At 67.1% G+C, this 18,248-nt stretch carries 19 protein-coding genes and 1 tRNA gene; 15 read left to right on the forward strand and 5 right to left on the reverse strand.

Going from position 1 to position 18,248, the window contains the following annotated elements; genetic code table 11:
* Positions 1-126: 126 nt before the first annotated feature.
* From rplU to AB4Y68_RS04070, 3 genes are all read left to right on the forward strand, one after another.
* On the forward strand, positions 127-603 hold the full coding sequence (gene rplU / locus AB4Y68_RS04060) for a 50S ribosomal protein L21 (protein ID WP_441454229.1): 477 nt from the start codon (positions 127-129) through the stop codon (positions 601-603).
* Positions 604-699: 96 nt separating this feature from the next.
* Positions 700-984, forward strand: a complete 285-nt coding sequence (rpmA, locus tag AB4Y68_RS04065; RefSeq protein ID WP_441454230.1) for a 50S ribosomal protein L27 — start codon at positions 700-702, stop codon at positions 982-984.
* 175 nt (positions 985-1,159) lie between these two features.
* Positions 1,160-1,693, forward strand: coding sequence for a GNAT family N-acetyltransferase (locus AB4Y68_RS04070; protein ID WP_441454231.1), 534 nt, complete (start codon positions 1,160-1,162; stop codon positions 1,691-1,693).
* Between the two features lie 58 nt (positions 1,694-1,751).
* Here the strand turns inward: AB4Y68_RS04070 and AB4Y68_RS04075 are convergent, their stop codons facing one another.
* On the reverse strand, positions 1,752-3,107 hold the full coding sequence (locus AB4Y68_RS04075) for an NRAMP family divalent metal transporter (RefSeq protein ID WP_441454232.1): 1,356 nt from the start codon (positions 3,105-3,107) through the stop codon (positions 1,752-1,754).
* Between the two features lie 261 nt (positions 3,108-3,368).
* On the opposite strand from AB4Y68_RS04075, the gene AB4Y68_RS04080 reads away from it, so the two are divergent.
* The 8 genes from AB4Y68_RS04080 (at position 3,369) to AB4Y68_RS04115 (ending at position 9,400) form a co-directional block, all read left to right on the forward strand.
* Positions 3,369-3,455 (forward strand) — tRNA-Leu (locus tag AB4Y68_RS04080).
* Between the two features lie 157 nt (positions 3,456-3,612).
* Positions 3,613-4,227, forward strand: a complete 615-nt coding sequence (locus AB4Y68_RS04085) for a ribonuclease D (protein WP_441454233.1) — start codon at positions 3,613-3,615, stop codon at positions 4,225-4,227.
* Between the two features lie 8 nt (positions 4,228-4,235).
* Entirely contained in the window at positions 4,236-4,898 is a 663-nt protein-coding gene (gene lptC, locus AB4Y68_RS04090) for an LPS export ABC transporter periplasmic protein LptC (RefSeq protein WP_441454234.1), read from the forward strand.
* A gap of 2 nt (positions 4,899-4,900) precedes the next feature.
* Positions 4,901-5,389 (forward strand): LptA/OstA family protein, encoded by a 489-nt coding sequence (locus tag AB4Y68_RS04095; protein ID WP_441454435.1) that lies wholly within the window; start codon positions 4,901-4,903, stop codon positions 5,387-5,389.
* A 6-nt stretch (positions 5,390-5,395) separates the two neighbouring features.
* Positions 5,396-6,205 (forward strand): LPS export ABC transporter ATP-binding protein, encoded by an 810-nt coding sequence (gene lptB, locus AB4Y68_RS04100; RefSeq protein ID WP_441454235.1) that lies wholly within the window; start codon positions 5,396-5,398, stop codon positions 6,203-6,205.
* Positions 6,206-6,606: 401 nt separating this feature from the next.
* Positions 6,607-8,124: an RNA polymerase factor sigma-54 gene (rpoN, locus tag AB4Y68_RS04105; protein WP_441454236.1), complete on the forward strand. Its 1,518-nt coding sequence runs from the start codon at positions 6,607-6,609 to the stop codon at positions 8,122-8,124.
* A 76-nt stretch (positions 8,125-8,200) separates the two neighbouring features.
* Complete coding sequence (gene hpf / locus AB4Y68_RS04110; protein WP_441454237.1) at positions 8,201-8,857, forward strand: ribosome hibernation-promoting factor, HPF/YfiA family; 657 nt, start codon at positions 8,201-8,203, stop codon at positions 8,855-8,857.
* A 78-nt stretch (positions 8,858-8,935) separates the two neighbouring features.
* Positions 8,936-9,400: a PTS sugar transporter subunit IIA gene (locus tag AB4Y68_RS04115; RefSeq protein WP_441454238.1), complete on the forward strand. Its 465-nt coding sequence runs from the start codon at positions 8,936-8,938 to the stop codon at positions 9,398-9,400.
* 51 nt (positions 9,401-9,451) lie between these two features.
* On the opposite strand, the gene AB4Y68_RS04120 is transcribed toward AB4Y68_RS04115, so the two are convergent.
* Entirely contained in the window at positions 9,452-9,703 is a 252-nt protein-coding gene (locus AB4Y68_RS04120; RefSeq protein WP_441454239.1) for a DUF1150 family protein, read from the reverse strand.
* Positions 9,704-9,762: 59 nt separating this feature from the next.
* Positions 9,763-10,182, reverse strand: coding sequence for an Hsp20 family protein (locus AB4Y68_RS04125; RefSeq protein WP_441454240.1), 420 nt, complete (start codon positions 10,180-10,182; stop codon positions 9,763-9,765).
* Between the two features lie 224 nt (positions 10,183-10,406).
* Here AB4Y68_RS04125 and AB4Y68_RS04130 point away from each other — a divergent pair, with 224 nt between their 5' ends.
* Complete coding sequence (locus AB4Y68_RS04130) at positions 10,407-11,081, forward strand: OmpA family protein (protein WP_441454241.1); 675 nt, start codon at positions 10,407-10,409, stop codon at positions 11,079-11,081.
* Positions 11,082-11,149: 68 nt separating this feature from the next.
* Here AB4Y68_RS04130 and AB4Y68_RS04135 read toward each other — a convergent pair whose 3' ends face one another.
* Both AB4Y68_RS04135 and AB4Y68_RS04140 read right to left on the reverse strand, forming a co-directional pair.
* Positions 11,150-12,469, reverse strand: coding sequence for a UDP-glucose dehydrogenase family protein (locus AB4Y68_RS04135; protein ID WP_441454242.1), 1,320 nt, complete (start codon positions 12,467-12,469; stop codon positions 11,150-11,152).
* A 175-nt stretch (positions 12,470-12,644) separates the two neighbouring features.
* Positions 12,645-13,805: an OmpA family protein gene (locus AB4Y68_RS04140; RefSeq protein WP_441454243.1), complete on the reverse strand. Its 1,161-nt coding sequence runs from the start codon at positions 13,803-13,805 to the stop codon at positions 12,645-12,647.
* 250 nt (positions 13,806-14,055) lie between these two features.
* Here AB4Y68_RS04140 and AB4Y68_RS04145 point away from each other — a divergent pair, with 250 nt between their 5' ends.
* From AB4Y68_RS04145 to cysC, 3 genes are read left to right on the forward strand one after another with little or no spacing between them, the layout of a single operon-like run.
* Positions 14,056-15,378, forward strand: a complete 1,323-nt coding sequence (locus AB4Y68_RS04145) for a glycosyltransferase family 4 protein (protein WP_441454244.1) — start codon at positions 14,056-14,058, stop codon at positions 15,376-15,378.
* Position 15,379: 1 nt separating this feature from the next.
* Entirely contained in the window at positions 15,380-16,303 is a 924-nt protein-coding gene (gene cysD / locus AB4Y68_RS04150; protein ID WP_441454245.1) for a sulfate adenylyltransferase subunit CysD, read from the forward strand.
* On the forward strand, positions 16,300-18,144 hold the full coding sequence (gene cysC / locus AB4Y68_RS04155) for an adenylyl-sulfate kinase (protein WP_441454246.1): 1,845 nt from the start codon (positions 16,300-16,302) through the stop codon (positions 18,142-18,144). The genes cysD and cysC overlap by 4 nt, the downstream gene beginning before the upstream one ends.
* Positions 18,145-18,248: the final 104 nt, after the last annotated feature.

Genomic DNA, 18,248 nt, shown 5'->3' on the forward strand with positions numbered 1-18,248 from the left:
GTTTTGGCCCTGCCGACCGCCCTTTCGCGTTGACTCTGGCTCGCCCTTCCGTATATGTCGCCGCTCTTCGCCCGCAGGGTTTCCCAGCGGGCGCATTCTTTTTTGCGTTCACGCTGAGGCTTCCAAATGTACGCGGTGATCAAGACCGGCGGAAAGCAGTACCGGGTTCAACCGGGCGATGTGATTGTTGTCGAGAAGCTCGACGGCGACGCTGGCGCTGCCGTCAATTTCGGTGAAGTCCTCATGCTGGGCGGCGACAAGGGTGTTACGGTCGGCGCTCCGCTGATCGACGGTGCGGCAGTCGCCGCAACCCTGGTCGAGACCCGCAAGGGTGAGAAGATCAAGATCTTCAAAAAGACCCGTCGTCAGGGCTATCGCCGCACGAACGGCCATCGTCAGATGGAAACCGTCCTGCGCATCACCGGCATCGAAGGCGCCGGCGAGAAAGCCAAATGGGACGGCACGGTCGACCTGATGACCAAGGCTGAAATCAACGCTCGCGCCCGTGGCCTCGCCCCGCGCGTTGAAGTTGAAGCCGAGGCCGCCCCGGCCAAGAAGGCTCCCGCCAAGAAAGCCGCCAAGGCTGAAGGCGCCGAAGCCTAAGATATTCACCGGCGCTGTCGCAGCGCCTAGCAGGACGAAGGTCGCGCTCACGTAGCCCGCAAGGGCGATGGCGCACCAAGGAAGAGGAGCAGACCAATGGCTCACAAGAAATCCGGTGGTTCGTCGCGTAACGGTCGCGACTCCGAGTCGAAGCGTCTTGGCGTGAAGAAGTATGGCGGCGAGCACGTGCTGGCCGGCAACATCCTCGTGCGTCAGCGCGGCACCACCTTCCACCCGGGCGACAACGTCGGCCTGGGCCGCGACCACACCCTGTTCGCCACGGCGACGGGTTCGGTGAAATTCACCACCAAACGTGGTGGCCGTTGTTACGTGTCGATTCTCGCGGCCAACGACGACGCTCAGGCTATGGCCGCCGAGTAACGCAAACTGGACCAAAATCCGGGATCGCGTTGCTCTTAGAAGCCGCGATCCGGACCAGGGAAAATATTCCGCGGGGAGTCTGGATCACCAGGCTCCCCGTTTGCGTTTCCCCGCCTCGCTGACCGCCCGAGCCCTGATGAACAAGGACGGCGGTCGCACCAGAGGGGCGTGACCCATGTGCATGATTGAAACTTCTCCCGTCGTCGAAACGCGGCGCCTCGTCCTGCGTGCGCCGGGCGCCCAGGACGTCAGCCGCATCGCGGCCCTGGCCAACGACCGTGACATCGCGCGCATGACCAAACGCATGCCCCACCCCTTCCATGTCCAGGACGCCGAGGAGTTCGTGCTGCACGTCGCCGCCCAGGACCCGAAGCGCGCCAATACCTTCATCATCGAGCACGAGGATTTGGGGCCTGTCGGCGTCATCGGCCTGTTCGAGGGCGAGGATAATGTGCCCGAGACCGGCTACTGGATCGGCCGCGACTTCTGGGGCCGGGGCTTCGCCACGGAGGCCCTGGAAGGGGCTCTGGTCTGGGCCTCGAAGCGGTGGAAGCGCCGCGCCCTTGTCGCTGGCCACTTCGCCGACAACCCCGCCTCGGGCCGGGTGCTGGAAAAGGCCGGCTTCCTCTACACGGGCGAGACCCGCCCGTCCTTCAGCCAGGCGCGCGGCGAGATCGCCGACACGCGGATGATGGTCTGGCTGGCCTGAGTCTGGCCTGAGCCCCGCCTGATCGCCGCCGTCCTCCCCGGGGCGGCGGCGCCCTGCCCTAATGCGGAAAGACCAGGGTGTAGAGCAGAGCCGCGCCCGACAGCCCCATGATCCCGAAGGTGAGCCAAACAAAGGTGCGCGACCACGGCCCGCCGCGCGAGCTCCCCATGATCGCCCCATTCCCGTTGATCCGCGCGATCACATACAACAGGGGCACGGCGGCGATCCCGTTGAACACCGCCGTATAGACCAGCGCCTTCATCGGATTGACGCCGATGAAGTTCAGTAACAGGCCGATCAGGGTCGCCACGGCGATAACGCCGTAAAAGCCGCGCGCGTCGCCCAGCTTGTTGGACAGCCCCTCCTTCCAGCCCAGGGCCTCGGACAGGGCGTAGGCCGCAGAGCCCGCCAGCACCGGAATCGCCAGCAGGCCCAGGCCGATCACCCCGACCGCGAACAGCACCTTGGCCGCCTGACCGGCGTCGGGGAAAGACTGAACCAGCGGCTCCAGCGCCTTGGCCGCATCGGCCGCCGTATGGATGTCCGTCACCCCGTTGCGGAACAGTACCGATGCCGTGGTCATGATGATGAACCACTGCACCAGTTCGGCCGCCACCATGCCCACCGTAGTGTCCAGCCGCATGTCCGACAGATAGCCCCGCGGCAGCACCGGCCGCCCGTTTTCGCCGACCGGGGTCTTGTGGTCCCACAGTTCCTCTACCTCCTGCGAGGCCTGCCAGAAGAACATATAGGGCGAGATCGAGGTGCCGAAGACGCCGGTGATGATAAACAGGAAGGAGGCCGTGAACTCGATGTGCGGCACGACCGTCGCATAGAGGATCTCCTGCCAGGGCTGGTCGATGATCAGGGCCGTGGCCGGATAGGCCAGCAGGGCCAGCGCCAGCCATTTCAGGAATTTGGCGTAGATGCGATAGCTGACGAACACCTCGAGCAGCAGGACCACGGTCGCCGTCAGCAGGGCCAGGGCCCAGATGGGCGCATGGACGACCAGGGCCGCCGACTCGGCCACGGCGCCGATGTCGGCGCCGATGTTGATGGTGTTGGCCGCCACCACCAGCAGCACGACGCCAACCAGCACCGTCCGCGAGTAATGCTGCTTGATGACCCCCGCCAGCCCCTGCCCTGTCACCGCGCCGATCCGGGCGCAGGCCTCCTGCACCGCCAGCAGCAGGGGAATCTGATAAAGGGCGGTCCACAGTTGGCCGTAGCCGAACTGCGCCCCGGTCTGGGAATAGGTGGCGATGCCGGAGGGGTCGTCGTCGGCGGCGCCGGTGATCAGGCCCGGCCCCAGGACCTTGAAGACCCGCAACAGATCGCGCTTGCGCGGCGCGGCGTCGTCCGGCTCGCCCGCAGGCTTCGGCTCAGGTTGCGGGAGCGGCGGCGTTTCGGACAATCATCACCTGCGAGGACCTGACTTCAACAACGCCAGCCTACGCTCAACGCTCCAGATGGAAAGAAGGCCGATACAGCCCCCGCAGGAACGCATCCCACGAGATCGACGATACGCGGACGATGGTCCGCCCGGCCGCATAGGGCGCGGAATTTCCGGGACTTTCGGACAGCTGAGCAGATTTTCCTGAAATCGGAAAAAAGCCTGTTGACCGCCTCCGGGGTCCCCCCTATTAGTCCGGCCCTCGGCGGGGCGACCCACCGGGCCCAGGTGGCGGAATTGGTAGACGCGCTGGCTTCAGGTGCCAGTGGCTTAACGGCCGTGGAGGTTCGAGTCCTCTCCTGGGCACCACATTCTCAAGCGGCGTCGTATCCCACGGATACGGCGCCGTTTGTCATTTCAGCCCTGCTTTCCTCATCTACAACGGCGAAGGTTGGCGCTGCGTCCTAGCGATAGCGCGCGGTTCGTCTATGTTGTCGTCCTGATCGACCACCCGAGTTTTCTGCCCATGACTGTTTACCTGCACGAAGGCGACCTGCCCGATGGCCTGGACCTGGGACCGGAGGTCGCGATCGATTCCGAGACCATGGGCCTGCGCTTCCGCCGCGACCCTTTGTGCGTAGTGCAGCTGTCGTCGGGCGACGGCGACGCCCATGTCGTGCGGCTGAACCGCCCCGGCTATGACTGCCCGAACCTGAAGCGGCTGCTGGCCGACCCGAAGGTGCTCAAGATCTTCCACTTCGGCCGGTTCGACATCGGCATGTTTGACCTGCACCTCGGCGTCGAGACGCGTCCGGTCTATTGCACCAAGATCGCCTCCAAGCTGGCCCGCACCTACACCGACCGTCACGGCCTCAAGGACGTGGCCAAGGAACTGGCCGGCGTGGACATGTCCAAGGCCCAGCAGAGCTCGGACTGGGGTTCGCCCGTCCTGTCGCAGGCCCAACTGGACTACGCGGCTTCGGACGTCCTCTACCTGCACGCCATCAAGGCCAAGCTCGATGTCATGCTGGAGCGCGAAGGCCGCGCCGAGCTGGCCCGCGCCTGCTTCGACTTTCTGCCCACCCGTTCGCGTCTCGACCTGGCCGGTTGGGACGAGACCGACATCTTCGCGCACGCCTGAGGAGCACCATGAGCGACCTCGACGCCCAGGAAGCGCGCAAGCGCGCCGACGAGGCCCGGGTCGCCCAGGCGGGCGAGCGCTGGCGCGCGCGCTCCAAGCGGGTGAAGCTGTATCGCCGCGTCCTGCCCATCCTCATCCTGACGCTGGCCGGCGGGGCCCTGACCTGGACCGTGTTCCGCACCGTCATGTCGGGGGTCGAGCGCAAGGCCAGCGAGACGCGCGAGATCCGCCTCGACAACCCCATGTTCCACGGCCAGGACGCCCAGGGCCGCTCCTTCGTCATCGGGGCCCAGGGCGCGATCCGCGATCCGGCCACCGGCTATTTCCGCCTTGTCGGCCCCCTGCTCCGCCTGAACCTCGGCGGGCGCAAGGTGACGGAACTGACGGCTGACGGCGGCACCTATATCGAGACCAGCCGCAAGGTGGTGATCGGGCCGAACGTGAAAATTTCGGACGGCGGCTCCGGCTTCGTCCTGACCACGCCGGAAGCCGTGGTCGACACCAATACGGGCGTGGTGACGGGCGACAAGGGCGTCCAGGGGCGCGGGCCTCTTGGAACCATCGATGCTTCGTCCTATGCGATCTATGATCAGGGCCAACGGGTCGTCTTCAGCGGCCAGGGCGAAAACAAGATGCGGGGCACCATCAACCCCGCGGGATCCGGCAGGTGACCATGTCCAAGTCGAACACCATGATCGCAGGCGCCGCCCTGCTGCTGGCCCTGACGGTCCCCGCGACTTCGGGCGCGCAGAGCACCTCTCCGATCGGAGCTGACGCCTCGAAGCAGCCAGTCCAGTACGGCGCCGACGGCGGCGAATACACGCCCAACGGCTTTTCCCTGCGCGGCCGGGCCGAACTGACGCAAGGCGGCAACCGCCTGCGCGCCGACGCCATCCACGGCGTCACGAGCAACGGCGACCTGAGCCGGGTCGAGGCGACGGGCAACGTCTATTTCGTCACCCCGGACCAGAGCATGCGCGGCGACCGCGCCGTCTATACGCTGGGCAACGCCGAGGTGGTGGTGACGGGCGACGTCATCCTGACCCAGGGCAAGAACGTCCTGAGCGGCAGCCGGCTCGTCTACAACGTCCGCACCGAGACGGCCCGCATGGAAGGCGGCGCCGGCCGCGTCCAGGGCGTCTTCTACCCGCAAGGGAACTGACCCCGCTTGGCGCGCAAGGAACTCTCCGCCCTCAACCTCGACCAGGCGGCCGCCGACGAAGCGCCGGCCCCCGAAGCCGCGGCCGGGGCCGCGCGCCACACGGGCCTGCGCGTCGAACACATCGCCCGCAGCTTCGGCCAGCGTCAGGTGGTCAAGGACGTCTCCCTGACCGTCCAGCGCGGCGAGGTCTGCGGCCTTCTGGGGCCCAACGGCGCCGGCAAGACCACCTGCTTCTACATGATCACCGGCCTGATCCCGGCCGACAGCGGTTCGATCTGGCTGGACGGCGAAGAGATTACCCAGCAGCCCATGTATCAGCGCGCCCGGATGGGTCTGGGCTATCTGGCGCAGGAAGCCTCCATCTTCCGCGGCATGACGGTCGAGCAGAACATCAAGGCCGTGGTCGAACTGCGCGAGAAGACCGCCGCCGGCGTCCGCGACGAGACGACCCGCCTGCTGGAAGAACTGCGCATCGACCATTTGCGCCACGCCCCGGCCACCGGCCTGTCGGGCGGCGAGCGTCGCCGCGTCGAGATCGCCCGCGCCCTGGCCGGCCGGCCCAGCTTCATGCTGCTGGACGAACCCTTCGCCGGCATCGACCCCCTGGCCATCGCCGACATCCGCCACGTGATCCGCTACCTGTCCAGCCAGGGCATCGGCGTGCTGATCACCGACCACAACGTGCGCGAGACCCTGGACATCATCGACCGCGTCTCGATCATCTCGGCCGGTTCGGTCCTGTTCGAAGGCACCGCCCACGAGGCCGTCAGCGATCCCGAAGTGCGCCGCGTCTATCTCGGCGAAATGTACGCCTGACGCCGAGACCTGCTGCCCGCCACGCCGAAGCCGTCACAATCCGTCTGCGCAAACCCTTGCCCCGCAAGGGATTGGCGTCCGCTCACGGCTCTATAGGTCGCAGGGCTGCGGGATCGACTAGGATCAGCGTCCTGGTCTTTGACATCGTCCTCCCGCCGCCTTCGCCCCCCTCACGCCGAAGCCACGCCGAAGCCGTCGCTCAGCCCCCGCCCCGCGCGACTCCCCATTGCACTCATTGCACCAATTGCACTGTTTTTTTCTGATGGCGCGGTGCAATGCGGCGCCCTCTCAGGCGATCCGCCGCCGACAGTCGGCTCGCCGTTCGCCAGACGTTAACGGCTATGCCGCACGATCCCAGCAAGAACCGGGCCAACGAGGCTTGTCGGAGGGATTGAAGCGCCGTGATCGGTCAGAGGCTTGAGGTCAGACAGGGTCAGGGGCTGGTCATCACGCCCCAGCTGCAGCAGGCGATCAAGCTGCTGCAGCTGTCGAATCTCGAGCTGGACGCCTTCGTCGAAGGCGAGCTGGAGCGGAATCCCCTGCTGCAACGCGACGAGGGCGAGGCGGGCGGCGAAGCCACCAGCGAACCTTCCGACGCCGCCGCCTCCTCAGACACTAGCGAACTGCAATTCACCGAACCCTCTGGCGAGGCCGAGCGCGCCATGGACGCCCGATCGGACGACCTCTACGACGACGCCTCGCCCGGCGACCGCGACGCCGACCGCAAGCGCGACGCGGGCGAGGTCGGCGAACAGCCCGGTCTGTCCGACTGGTCCCGCGCCGGCAGCGGCGGCGGCATGGACGGCGAAGGGATGGAGCGGCCGGACACCCGCGAAGCGACCCTGTGGGAGCATCTGCAGGCCCAGGCCTCGTCCGCCGGCTTCAGCGCCGCCGACCACGCCATCGCCCTGACCCTGATCGACGCCACCGACGAGGGCGGCTATCTGCGCGGCGAGTTGCAGGAGGTCGCCGACCGGCTGGGCGTCGATCTGGCGCGGATTGAAGCCGTTCTGGCCGTCTGCCACGGGTTCGAGCCGACTGGCGTCATGGCCCGTTCGGCCCCGGAATGCCTGAGGCTGCAGCTGATCGAGCGCAACCGCTTCGACCCGGCGATGGAAGCCCTGCTGGACAATCTGGAGCTTCTGGCCCGGCGCGACCTGCCAGCCCTGCGCAAGGTCTGCGGCGTCGACGCCGAGGACCTGAGCGACATGATCGCCGAACTGAAAGGACTGACGCCGCGCCCCGGCGCAGGCTTCGGCGGCGAACCGGCCCAGACTGTGGTGCCGGACGTCCATGTCCGTCCCGATCCGGCCGGCGGTTGGCGCGTCGAGCTGAACAGCGAGACCCTGCCCCGCATCCTGATGGACAAGCGCTATCACGGCGTGGTCGTCGCCGGCGCCCGGTCGGACACTGAAAAGGCCTTCGTCGCCGACTGCGCCGCCCAGGCCAGTTGGCTGGTCAAGTCGCTGGACCAGCGCGCCAAGACCATCCTCAAGGTCGCCTCCGAGATCGTGCGCCAGCAGGACGCCTTCCTGGCCTTCGGCGTGGAGTTCCTCCGCCCCCTGAACCTGAAGACCGTCGCCGACGCCATCGGCATGCACGAATCGACGGTCAGCCGCGTCACCTCGAATAAATATGTCGCCACCCCCCGCGGCGTGTTCGAGCTGAAATTTTTCTTCACCGCCGCCATTCAGTCGTCGGACGGCGGCGCCCTTCACTCGGCCGAGGCGGTGCGTCACCGGATCAAGGCGATGATCGACAGCGAGGCCGTCGACGGCGAGGTGCTGAGCGACGACCGGATTGTCGAAATCCTCAACGAGACCGGCATCGACATCGCCCGTCGGACCGTGGCGAAATACCGGGAAGCCCTGCGAATTCCGTCCTCTGTCCAGCGCCGACGGATGCTGAAGGCCGGCTGATCACCCTGCGACGAAGCGTCACCACAAATCGGTGATCGGCGTTGACACCAAACGCAACCCGTCGCGTTCTATGCCTATGCAGATCCAAGTCAGCGGCAAGCAAGTGGATGTCGGCGAAGCGCTAAGCTCGCGCATCTCCCAGGAACTCGAAGAGGGAGTCGGCAAGTATTTCGCCCGTGGCGGCGAAAACGCCGAGGTCGTGGTGTCCAAGGACCGCCACGGCTTCCGCGTCGATTGCTGGGTCCGTCTGGCCTCGGGCCAGTCACTGGTGACCACGGGCTTCGGCGGCGACGCCCAGGCGGCCTTCTCTGACAGTCTCGACAAGCTGGAGAAGCGCGTCCGTCGCTACAAGCGCCGGCTGAAAGACCATCACATCGGTCCCAAGGGCCTGTCGCCCGAGAAGACCGAGAACGCCGCCCGCGAAGTCGCCTCCCTGACCATTTTCCGTAATCCGGACACGGTCGAGGACGAGGCCTTCGGCGACGCCGGAGCGCCCGACGAGCCGCCGCCCGTCGGCATGGTCATCGCGGAAACCGAAGCGGAAATCCGCACCATCACCGTGGGTCGGGCCGTGCTCGAACTGGATATGACCGGCTATCCCATGGTCATGTTCCGCAACGCCGCGCACGGCGGCCTGTCCGTGGTCTATCGCCGTCCTGACGGCAATGTGGGCTGGGTCGACCCGGAACGCACGCTGAACGCCGCGAAGATCGGCAACGGCTCACGAGGCTGAGACTTTCATGCGGAGGGCGAAGGCGCTAGAAGACGCCTCGCCCTTCCGCCAATGTCGGGTTCGAGTTTCGGGGTCATCATGGACATCGCAGATTTGCTGTCGTCGGACGGGATCGTCCTGCGCGGCGGCGCGTCATCCAAACGCCAAGCCTTGCACGCCGTCGCCGAAGCCGCCGCCGCCGCGCTGGGCCTCGACGAAGGCCGGGCGCTGGAAGCGCTGCTGGAGCGTGAGGCTTTGGGCTCGACCGGCCTGGGCGCCGGCGTCGCCGTGCCCCACGCACGCATCAAGGGACTGGACCGCGTCTGCGCCGTCTTCGTCCGCCTCGACACGCCCGTGGCCTACGAGTCGGTGGATGATCGTCCGGTGGATCTGCTGTTCGCCCTGTTCGCCCCGCTGAACGCCGGGGCCGAGCACCTGCGGGCGCTGGCCGCCGTGTCGCGCGCCATGCGTTCGCCGGAGCTGCGCGAGCAACTGCGCCAGGCGCGCACCATCGACGCCGTCCGCGCCCTGTTCGTCAAGGATGTGCCGGCCACCGCCGCCTGAGCCGACCCGGCCCGCGCTCAAGCGGGCCGAACAGCCGTTAGCGCACCGAAATCAATGCACCGACACGGGCGCCAGTTCGTGGGCCATGGCGGCGGCGAAGGCGGTGTCGCGATCCAGCATGACCGCTAGACGTTCGCCGTCGGCGCCGTGAACGGCGTAGAGAATCTGCTCGGGATCGATCTCGACGCCCGGAGCTTCGATATGGGCGTCCACCATCACGTCCGACGCGCGGATGGCGCGCACATAGACAAGGTCTGGGGCGCCCAGACCCGCAAAATCTTTATTGGTCATAACAGGCGTCATAAGACCGCCTCCTTACGCTTGACTAAACGCCCGGCGAGCCGAGCGGTTCGACGACGGGATCAGCCCGTCGTGATGGGAATCCGGCGAATGTTCCGATCCTGTTCGGGGCGGACCAGATCGACGTGCAGCAGGCCGTGCTCCAGCCGCGCCTCGGCGACCTCCAGCCCGTCAGCCAGGACGAAGCTGCGCACGAAGCCGCGCGCCGCGATGCCGCGATGCAGGAAGGCCTGCTCGCCCTTGCCCGCGTCGTCGCGCTTGCCCGCTATGGTCAGTTGGCGGCCTTCCAGGGTGATGGCCAACTCCTCAGGCGCGAACCCGGCCACGGCCAGGCTGATGCGCACGCCCGCTTCGCCGCGCTGCTCGACATTATAGGGGGGATAGCTTTCAGCCGCGGCCTTGGCCGCCCGGTCGATCAGGGCGCGGGTATGATCGAACCCCAGCAGGAAGGGGCTGTCGAACAGGATGGTGCGCGTCGTCATGGGGCCCTCGCAAACAAGCGACCCGACCGTCCGCGTTCCCCCTGAAAGGCAAGAACGCCCGGCCGTTCGCAACAAATGGTTATGCGCGACGATCCGGTCAACGGTGCGGCTAGGCGCCGCAACCGTTCACGTGACATACAGGTTGGAGCCTTCAGTGTAGCGGCTGGTTTTTCGCGGCCCGCCCGCTCCCTCTCGCTCCCCTCTCCCTCTCCAAAGGATTTTTCATGCGCGCCAAGCTCATCGTCACCGGCGTCAGCCTCGTCGCCCTGCTGGGCGCGACCGCCTGCACCACGACCGACCCCTACAGCTCGACGCCGAACCGCAACAACACCGCGACCGGCGCCATCGCCGGCGCCCTGGGCGGCGCCGTTCTGGGCTATCTGACCAACACCTCCAGCGGCGAACAGGGCCGCAAGAACGCCCTGATCGGCGCCGGCGTGGGGGCCCTGGCCGGGGCCGGGGTCGGCCAGTACATGGACCGCCAGCAGCGCGCGTTGGAAGCCGAGCTTTCGGGCACCGGCGTCGGCGTGGCGCGTCAGGGCGACAACCTGGTGCTGCGCATGCCGTCCGACGTGACCTTCGCCAGCAGCCAGTCGAACCTCGACAGCCGCTTCCTGCCGGTCCTCGACGACGTCGCCCGCGTACTGAAGGAATACGATCGCTCGATGGTCGACGTCGTCGGCCACACCGATTCCTCGGGTGGCGACGGCATCAACCAGCCGCTGTCGGAGCGCCGCGCCTCATCGGTCGCCTCCTATCTGATGGATCACGGCGTGATCCGCGAACGCCTCTATGTCGCCGGCAACAGCTCGCGCAACCCGATCGCCGACAACAGCACCGTCGAAGGCAAGGCCAAGAACCGCCGCGTCGAGATCCTGATCCGCCCGTTCACGGGCTGATCCCACGACCACGGCCGCTGAAACTCAAAGGGCGGCGCTCACGCGCCGCCCTTTTTGCGTGTGTGAGCCTAGCGGGTGCTCTCGGGTCGCCCGATCGAGGTGTAGCGGAAGCCGCGCGCCTTCATGTCGTCGGGCCGATAGACGTTGCGCAGATCGACCATGACCGGCTGTTTCAGCAGCAGTTTGACCCGGTCCAGATCCAGGGCGCGGAACTGGTCCCACTCTGTCAGGATCACCACTACGTCAGCCCCCTCGACCGCGTCATAGGGGCCATCGCGGAAGACGACGCCGTCCAGCAGCTTGGCTGCCTCACCCATGCCTTCGGGGTCGAAGGCCTGAACCGTCGCCCCCATGGCGATCAGCGCCGGGGCCACATCCAGTGACGGGGCGTCGCGCATGTCGTCGGTGTTCGGCTTGAAGGTCAGGCCCAGCAGGGCGACGGTCTTACCCTTCAGGTCTGCGCCGCCGAGGGCGGCCGCAACGCGGTCCGCCATGGCCTTCTTGCGCGCGTCGTTGACCTCGACCGTCGTCTCGATGAGGCGCAGGGGCGCGCCCGCGTCGGTCGCCGTCCGCACCAGGGCCAGGGTGTCCTTGGGGAAGCAGGACCCGCCGTAGCCCGGCCCGGCGTGCAGGAATTTGGAGCCGATTCGGTTGTCCAGACCAATGCCCCGCGCCACCTGCTGCACATCCGCGCCCAGGCTTTCGCACAGGTCGGCCATCTCGTTGATGAAGGTGATCTTCAGCGCCAGGAAGGCATTGGCGGCGTATTTGGTCAGCTCCGACGTGCGCCGGCCGGTGAACAGAATCGGCGTCTCGTTGAGGTTTAGCGGACGGTAGAGCTCGGTCATGATGGGACGGGCGCGCTCGTCCTCGATCCCGACCACGACCCGGTCGGGGCGCTTGAAGTCACCGATGGCGGCGCCTTCGCGCAGGAATTCGGGATTGGAGACCACGGCGAAGTCGGCGTCGGGGCGACGGGCGCGGATGATGCGCTCGATCTCATCGCCGGTGCCGACTGGAACCGTCGACTTGGTGACGATGACCGTAAAGCCGTTGATCAGGTCGGCGATTTCTTCAGCGGCGGCGTAGACGTAGGAGAGGTCGGCGTGGCCGTCGCCGCGGCGCGACGGCGTGCCCACGGCGATGAAGACGGCGTCGGCCGTGCGAATGGCCTCGGCGCCGTCGAGGGCGAAGGACAGGCGGCTGTCACGGACGTTGGCGGCGACCAGATCCTCGAGCCCCGGCTCATAGATCGGCATCCGGCCGGCGTTCAACTGGTCGATCTTGGCCGCGTCCTTGTCGACGCAGGTCACGACATGGCCGAAGTCGGCGAAACAGGCCCCGGAAACAAGCCCGACGTAGCCGGTGCCGATCATTGCGACGCGCATACGGTCATCCTCTTGGTGCAGTCAGGTCGAAATAGCGCTCAAGCATGGCGTTTGCCAGTCGACCGGCGGGGCCGCGACCAAAGAAAAAGGGCGGTCGATCCGAATGGATCGACCGCCCTCAATCTTATCGACCTTCGAGGTCATCGGGACCGGCGCGAACCGGTCCCTCTGAGTCTTAGAAGTTGATGTCGACGGTGGCGCGACGGTTGAGCGGCTCGCGCACGCCGTCAGCCGTCGGCTTGGCCAGGCTGGTTTCACCCTTGCCGTCGAGGGCGATGACGCCGCCGTTGACGCCTTGAGCGACCAGGGCGTCCGCGACGGTGCGCGAACGACGGTTGGACAGGCCGAGGTTATAGGCGGCCGAACCCGAGGTGTCGGTGTAGCCGACGACCAAGACGCGGGTCGGAGCGCCCGACTTGGCGTAGTTGGCGGCTTGCGTCACCACCGAACGAGCTTCCGCCGTCAGGTCCGAGCGATCCCAGTCGAAGTAGACCACGAACTGACGCGCAGCCGGCTTGGCCGGAGGCGGCGGAGGCGGAGGCGGCGGCGGGGGCGGCGGGGGCGGCGGGGGCGGAGGCGGAGGCGGAGGCGGCGGGGGTGCCGCCGGCTCGGCGCCGAAGGCGTAGCGCAGGCCCAGGGTCACGGTGTGGCTCTGGTCGTAGTCGCCGGTCATTTCGCCGAAGGCGTTGGTCGCGGAGCTCGTGAAGGTTTTGAACTCAGCGTCGCCCGTCAGATAGCGGTAGGTCAGGTCGATGTTGGCGCGGTCGCTGAGCGACCAGGCCAGACCGGCGATCCCCTGAGCGGCGAACTTGGTCGAGCTGTCGTCAGCGGCGAAGGCCACGCCCGGGTTCTGACGCAGACGGCCGACGGTATTGACGTCAACGTGGTTGGCGCCGACGCCGAGACCGACGAAGGGACGGATGCCCCACGCCGAATAGCCGAAGTCATAGATGACGTTGGCCATCAGGGCGGTCGACTTGATGTCGCCGTCGGGCGAATAGCAGGGGCCGGTCGCCGGCGTGACATTGCACAGGCCCTGGGGACCCGAGACAGCGCGCACCTTGCCGATGTCGCCCGAGCGGTAGCCGCCTTCGAGCTCGACGCGCCAGTTCGGGTTGAAACGATAGCCGAGGCGAGCGAAGGCCGCCCAGCCGTTGTTCACTTCCCAGTTCCAGTTGGAACCGTTGAGCGACGACTCGGTGTTGATGTCGTCGATGATGTGGTAGCCGGCGTCGATTGCGCCGTACCAGCCGTCCGGCTCAGCCGAAGCGGCGCCCGCCGACAGGGCCAGAGCCACCGCCGCGCTGGATGCCAGGATCAAACTCTTGACGCGCATAGATGCGGCCCTCCGAGATTTTGTTGTTCGTGGACGACGGATACGTCGCCTACCCCACTCCCTATCAGCGTTGCCGTGGGTGGTCGAGCGACAAACGCCCGATTTACCGAAGGTTGCAACACACCGTGGCCGGAGGGCTACAGGGGTTTAACGGCACATTAAGATCAACAGACGCCTCGGATATGAGCTTGACCTGTCTTCCTGCCTGTCGTCCACATCCCCGACCGAACGCTCGGCCCCTCAGGATTTCATGACTTCTATCTGCATCGACGGCTTCAACCTGGCCCTGGCCAAGGGGACCGGCATCGCCACCTATGGGCGGAACCTGCTAGACGGCGCGCGCGCTGTCGGTTTCGGAACACAAGTTCTCTATGGACCGGGCGCGCGTCGACGCGACGACAATCTGCTAAACGAAACCGCCTTGGTCGACGCCGAACGACCGCCGCAACGCCTGAACCGCAGGCAGAAGATCCAGCGCTTCTCCGACACCTTCGCCTCGCGCTACGGCCGGACCGCGCATTCGATCCTGCCCTCGGGCGAGGTGATCTGGCCGGCGCGATCCGGCGGCCGTCCCGCCGCCGACCGGTTCTGGGCCGCGCGCGACCTGTTCAGCCACGCCAATCGCTGCTTCGCCGCCTACGGCAAGGAGACGCCGGTCTCGTTCGAGGCCACGGCCGAGGCGCCTGCGCCAGACGTCATGCACTGGACGGCGACCCTGCCGCTACACGCGCGCGGCGTTCCCAACATCTACACCATCCACGACCTCATCCCCCTGCGCCTGCCGCACACCACCCTGGACGACAAGGCGACCTATCGGGCGCTGTGCGAAACAATCGCCCGCCGTGCCGACCATATCGCCGTGGTGTCCGAGACGACCCGCCAGGACGTCATCCGCCTGCTGGGCGTGGACGAAGACCGGGTGACCAACACCTATCAGGCAGTGAGCCTCCCCGAAAAACTGACCTCCCGCAGTCAGGCGGACGTCACGACGGAACTGGAGGGCGTCTTCAACCTGGGCTGGAAGGGCTACTTCCTGCATTTCGGCGCCATCGAACCCAAGAAAAACCTGGGACGGATCGTCGAAGCCTATCTGGCGTCGGGCAGCCAGACGCCGCTGGTCATCATCGGCGGCCGGGCCTGGCTGGACGAGGGCGAGACCGCCCTCTTGAACCAGGTGAAGCGCGACGGCGGCCCCAGCGCCGACCGCATCCGCCAGTACGAATACATGCCCTTTTCCATGTTGATCAGCCTGATCCGGGGGGCCAAGGCGACGCTGTTCCCCTCGCTTTATGAAGGCTTCGGCCTGCCGGTGCTGGAATCCATGGCCCTGTCGACGGCGGTGCTGACCTCGACGGGCGGGTCGCTGCCTGAAGTGGCCGGCGACGCGTCCGTGATCGTCGATCCCTACGACGTTCAAGCCATCACGCGCGGCATCCAGGCGCTGGACGCCGACGAGGGCCTTCGCCTGGACCTGCAGACGCGCGGCGTCCTTCAGGCAGCGAAGTTCAGCCCGGAGGCCTATCAGACGCGCCTCACGGACCTCTATCGCAAGGTCGGGGTGTCGGCCGACTGACATGACCACCGCCCTCACCGCTCCTGACCGACTGACCCACCTCCAGCGACTGGAGGCCGAGAGCATCCACATCCTGCGCGAGGTGGCGGCCGAGTGCGCACGCCCGGTCCTGCTCTATTCGATCGGCAAGGATTCGGCGGCCCTGCTGCATCTGGCCCGCAAGGCCTTCTATCCGGCCCCCCCGCCCTTTCCCCTGCTCCACGTCGATACGACGTGGAAGTTCCGCGCCATGTACGAACTGCGCGACCGGATGGCGGCCGAAAGCGGCACGCGGCTTATCGTGCACCACAACCCCGAGGCCCAAGCCCAGGGCATCAATCCTTTCGACCACGGCTCGGCGGCCCACACAGACATGTGGAAGACGCAAGGACTGAAGCAGGCCCTGGACCTGCACGGCTTCGACGCCGCCATCGGCGGCGCGCGCCGCGACGAGGAGGCCAGCCGCGCCAAGGAGCGGATCTTCTCCTTTCGCGGCCCCGGCCACCGCTGGGACCCGCGCCGCCAGCGTCCCGAGTTGTGGAGTCTCTATAATGCGCGCGTCGCGCCTGGCGAGAGCATGCGGGTCTTCCCCCTGTCCAACTGGACCGAGATGGACGTGTGGGAATATGTGGCGCTGGAGAACATTCCTGTCGTGGACCTCTATTTCGCGGCTGAACGGCCTGTGGTCCGGCGCGACGGCGCCCTGATCGTGGTCGATGACGAACGGATGCGGCTCAATCCTGGCGAGACGCCCGAGATGATGTCCGTTCGGTTCCGCACCCTCGGTTGCTACCCTCTGTCCGGCGCGGTCGAGAGCGAGGCGGCGACGCTGGAGGCCGTCATCGCCGAGATGCGCGCCTCGCGCAGTTCCGAACGCCAGGGCCGGCTGATCGACCGCGACCAGGCGGGGTCGATGGAGAAGAAGAAGCAGGAGGGCTATTTTTGACCGCGACCCTGCCTCAGCCTCAGCGCGACCTGCTGCGCTTCATCACCTGCGGATCGGTGGACGACGGCAAGTCGACCCTGATCGGCCGCCTGCTGCATGACGCGGGCGCCGTGCCCGACGACCAGATCGCCGCCCTGAGCGACGCCGACGGCCGCCTCGACTTCTCCCTGCTGGTCGACGGCCTGCTGGCCGAGCGCGAACAAGGCATTACCATCGACGTCGCCTATTGCTACTTCTCGACGCCGCGTCGCCAGTTCATCGTCGCCGACACCCCGGGACATGAGCAGTACACCCGCAACATGGCGACCGGCGCCTCGACCGCCGACGCGGCCGTCGTCCTGGTCGATGCGCGCAAGGGCGTGCTGACCCAGACGCGGCGGCACAGCCACATCGTCTCCCTGCTGGGCGTGCGCCATGTTATCCTGGCCGTGACCAAGATGGACATGGTCGCCTGGTCGCAGGACGCATTTGAAGCCATCGCCGCCGACTACCTCGCCTTCGCCGAGGCCGCCGGCCTGCCGACGCCGACCGTCATTCCCGTCTCCGGGGTGAACGGCGACAACCTCGTCCGGCGCGGCGAGGCGGCTGAATGGTATGTAGGGCCGACCTTGCTGGAGGTGCTGGAAAACCTGCCGGCCCCCGTTGTCACGACCCGCCCCTTCCGCATGGCCGTCCAGGGCGTCAGCCGGCCGAACCTCGACTTCCGGGGCTATTCAGGCCGCATCGCCAGCGGCGCCGTCGCGGTCGGAGACGCGGTCGCCGTCTCGCCCTCGGGCGTGCGATCGCGCGTGGAGCGGATCGTGGTCCTGGGCGGCGACCTGCCATGGGCCCAGGCAGGCCAGTCCGTCACCCTGACATTCACCGACGAGATCGACGTGACGCGCGGCGACGTTCTGGCCGCCGCCGACGCGCCGCTGGAGGCCGCCGACCAGTTCGAAGCCACGCTCGTCTGGATGGCCGAGGCGGAGATGATTCCAGGCCGGGTCTATGATCTCAAGATCGGCGCCCGCACCATCGCCGCCCAGATCACCGACATTCGTCACCGCGTGAACGTCAACACCCAGGAAAAACTGTCGGCCCGCACCCTGGTTCTGAACGACATCGGCGTCTGCCACCTGTCGCTGGGCCAGGACGTCGCCTTCGAGCCCTATGCCGTCGACCGCGAATTGGGGGCCTTCATCCTCATCGACCGCATGACGCGGGCGACGGTCGGCGCGGGAATGATCCGCTTCGCCCTGCGCCGCGCCCACAACATCCATCGCCAGGCCATCCGGGTCGGCCGCGCCGAGCGCGCCGCCCTGAAGGGGCAAAAGGCCGCCGTCGTCTGGCTCACCGGCCTGTCGGGGTCGGGCAAGTCCACCATCGCCAATCGGATCGAGGAGCGGCTGACCGCCGAAGGGCGCCACGCCTATCTGATCGACGGCGACAATCTGCGTCATGGCCTCAGCCGCGACCTCGGCTTCACCGAGGCCGACCGGGTCGAGAACATCCGCCGCGCGGCCGAGGTCGCCAGGATGATGGCCGACGCCGGCCTGATCGTCCTGGTGTCGCTGATCTCGCCCTTCCGGGCCGAACGCCGCATGGTCCGCGAAATGATGCCGACCGACGAGTTCCTGGAAGTGTTCATCGACGCGCCGCTCGACGTGGTGGAGGCGCGCGACGTCAAGGGGCTCTACGCCAAGGCCCGGCGCGGCGAGATCGCCAACTTCACCGGCGTCAGCAGCCCCTACGAACCGCCGACCGAACCGGATCTGCACCTGCGGACCGACCGGATGACCGCCGAGGAGGCGGCGGAGGCCGTGATCGCGCGGCTGCGCGGGGATCTCAGGCCGGCTCCCTAATTTTTGGCACGCAATCAAGCGACCGGCGACCTTCGAAAAGGCGACGGAAGTTTCTCCGCAACCCGGCTGCGATCGCTTGCGCTTGCGACGGCGCGGAGTATGGT

Source organism: Brevundimonas sp. 2YAF1 (assembly GCF_052114745.1).
Lineage (GTDB): Bacteria > Pseudomonadota > Alphaproteobacteria > Caulobacterales > Caulobacteraceae > Brevundimonas.

Excerpts from the sequence above, each read along its gene's own strand:
- rplU (WP_441454229.1), top strand. The coding sequence starts at position 127 with ATGTACGCGGTGATCAAGACCGGCGGAAAGCAGTACCGGGTTCAACCG.
- rpmA (WP_441454230.1), top strand. The coding sequence starts at position 700 with ATGGCTCACAAGAAATCCGGTGGTTCGTCGCGTAACGGTCGCGACTCC.
- AB4Y68_RS04070 (WP_441454231.1), top strand. The coding sequence starts at position 1,160 with ATGTGCATGATTGAAACTTCTCCCGTCGTCGAAACGCGGCGCCTCGTC.
- AB4Y68_RS04085 (WP_441454233.1), top strand. The coding sequence starts at position 3,613 with ATGACTGTTTACCTGCACGAAGGCGACCTGCCCGATGGCCTGGACCTG.
- lptC (WP_441454234.1), top strand. The coding sequence starts at position 4,236 with ATGAGCGACCTCGACGCCCAGGAAGCGCGCAAGCGCGCCGACGAGGCC.
- AB4Y68_RS04095 (WP_441454435.1), top strand. The coding sequence starts at position 4,901 with ATGTCCAAGTCGAACACCATGATCGCAGGCGCCGCCCTGCTGCTGGCC.
- hpf (WP_441454237.1), top strand. The coding sequence starts at position 8,201 with ATGCAGATCCAAGTCAGCGGCAAGCAAGTGGATGTCGGCGAAGCGCTA.
- AB4Y68_RS04115 (WP_441454238.1), top strand. The coding sequence starts at position 8,936 with ATGGACATCGCAGATTTGCTGTCGTCGGACGGGATCGTCCTGCGCGGC.
- AB4Y68_RS04120 (WP_441454239.1), bottom strand. The coding sequence starts at position 9,703 with ATGACGCCTGTTATGACCAATAAAGATTTTGCGGGTCTGGGCGCCCCA.
- AB4Y68_RS04125 (WP_441454240.1), bottom strand. The coding sequence starts at position 10,182 with ATGACGACGCGCACCATCCTGTTCGACAGCCCCTTCCTGCTGGGGTTC.
- AB4Y68_RS04130 (WP_441454241.1), top strand. The coding sequence starts at position 10,407 with ATGCGCGCCAAGCTCATCGTCACCGGCGTCAGCCTCGTCGCCCTGCTG.
- AB4Y68_RS04135 (WP_441454242.1), bottom strand. The coding sequence starts at position 12,469 with ATGCGCGTCGCAATGATCGGCACCGGCTACGTCGGGCTTGTTTCCGGG.
- AB4Y68_RS04140 (WP_441454243.1), bottom strand. The coding sequence starts at position 13,805 with ATGCGCGTCAAGAGTTTGATCCTGGCATCCAGCGCGGCGGTGGCTCTG.
- AB4Y68_RS04145 (WP_441454244.1), top strand. The coding sequence starts at position 14,056 with ATGACTTCTATCTGCATCGACGGCTTCAACCTGGCCCTGGCCAAGGGG.
- cysD (WP_441454245.1), top strand. The coding sequence starts at position 15,380 with ATGACCACCGCCCTCACCGCTCCTGACCGACTGACCCACCTCCAGCGA.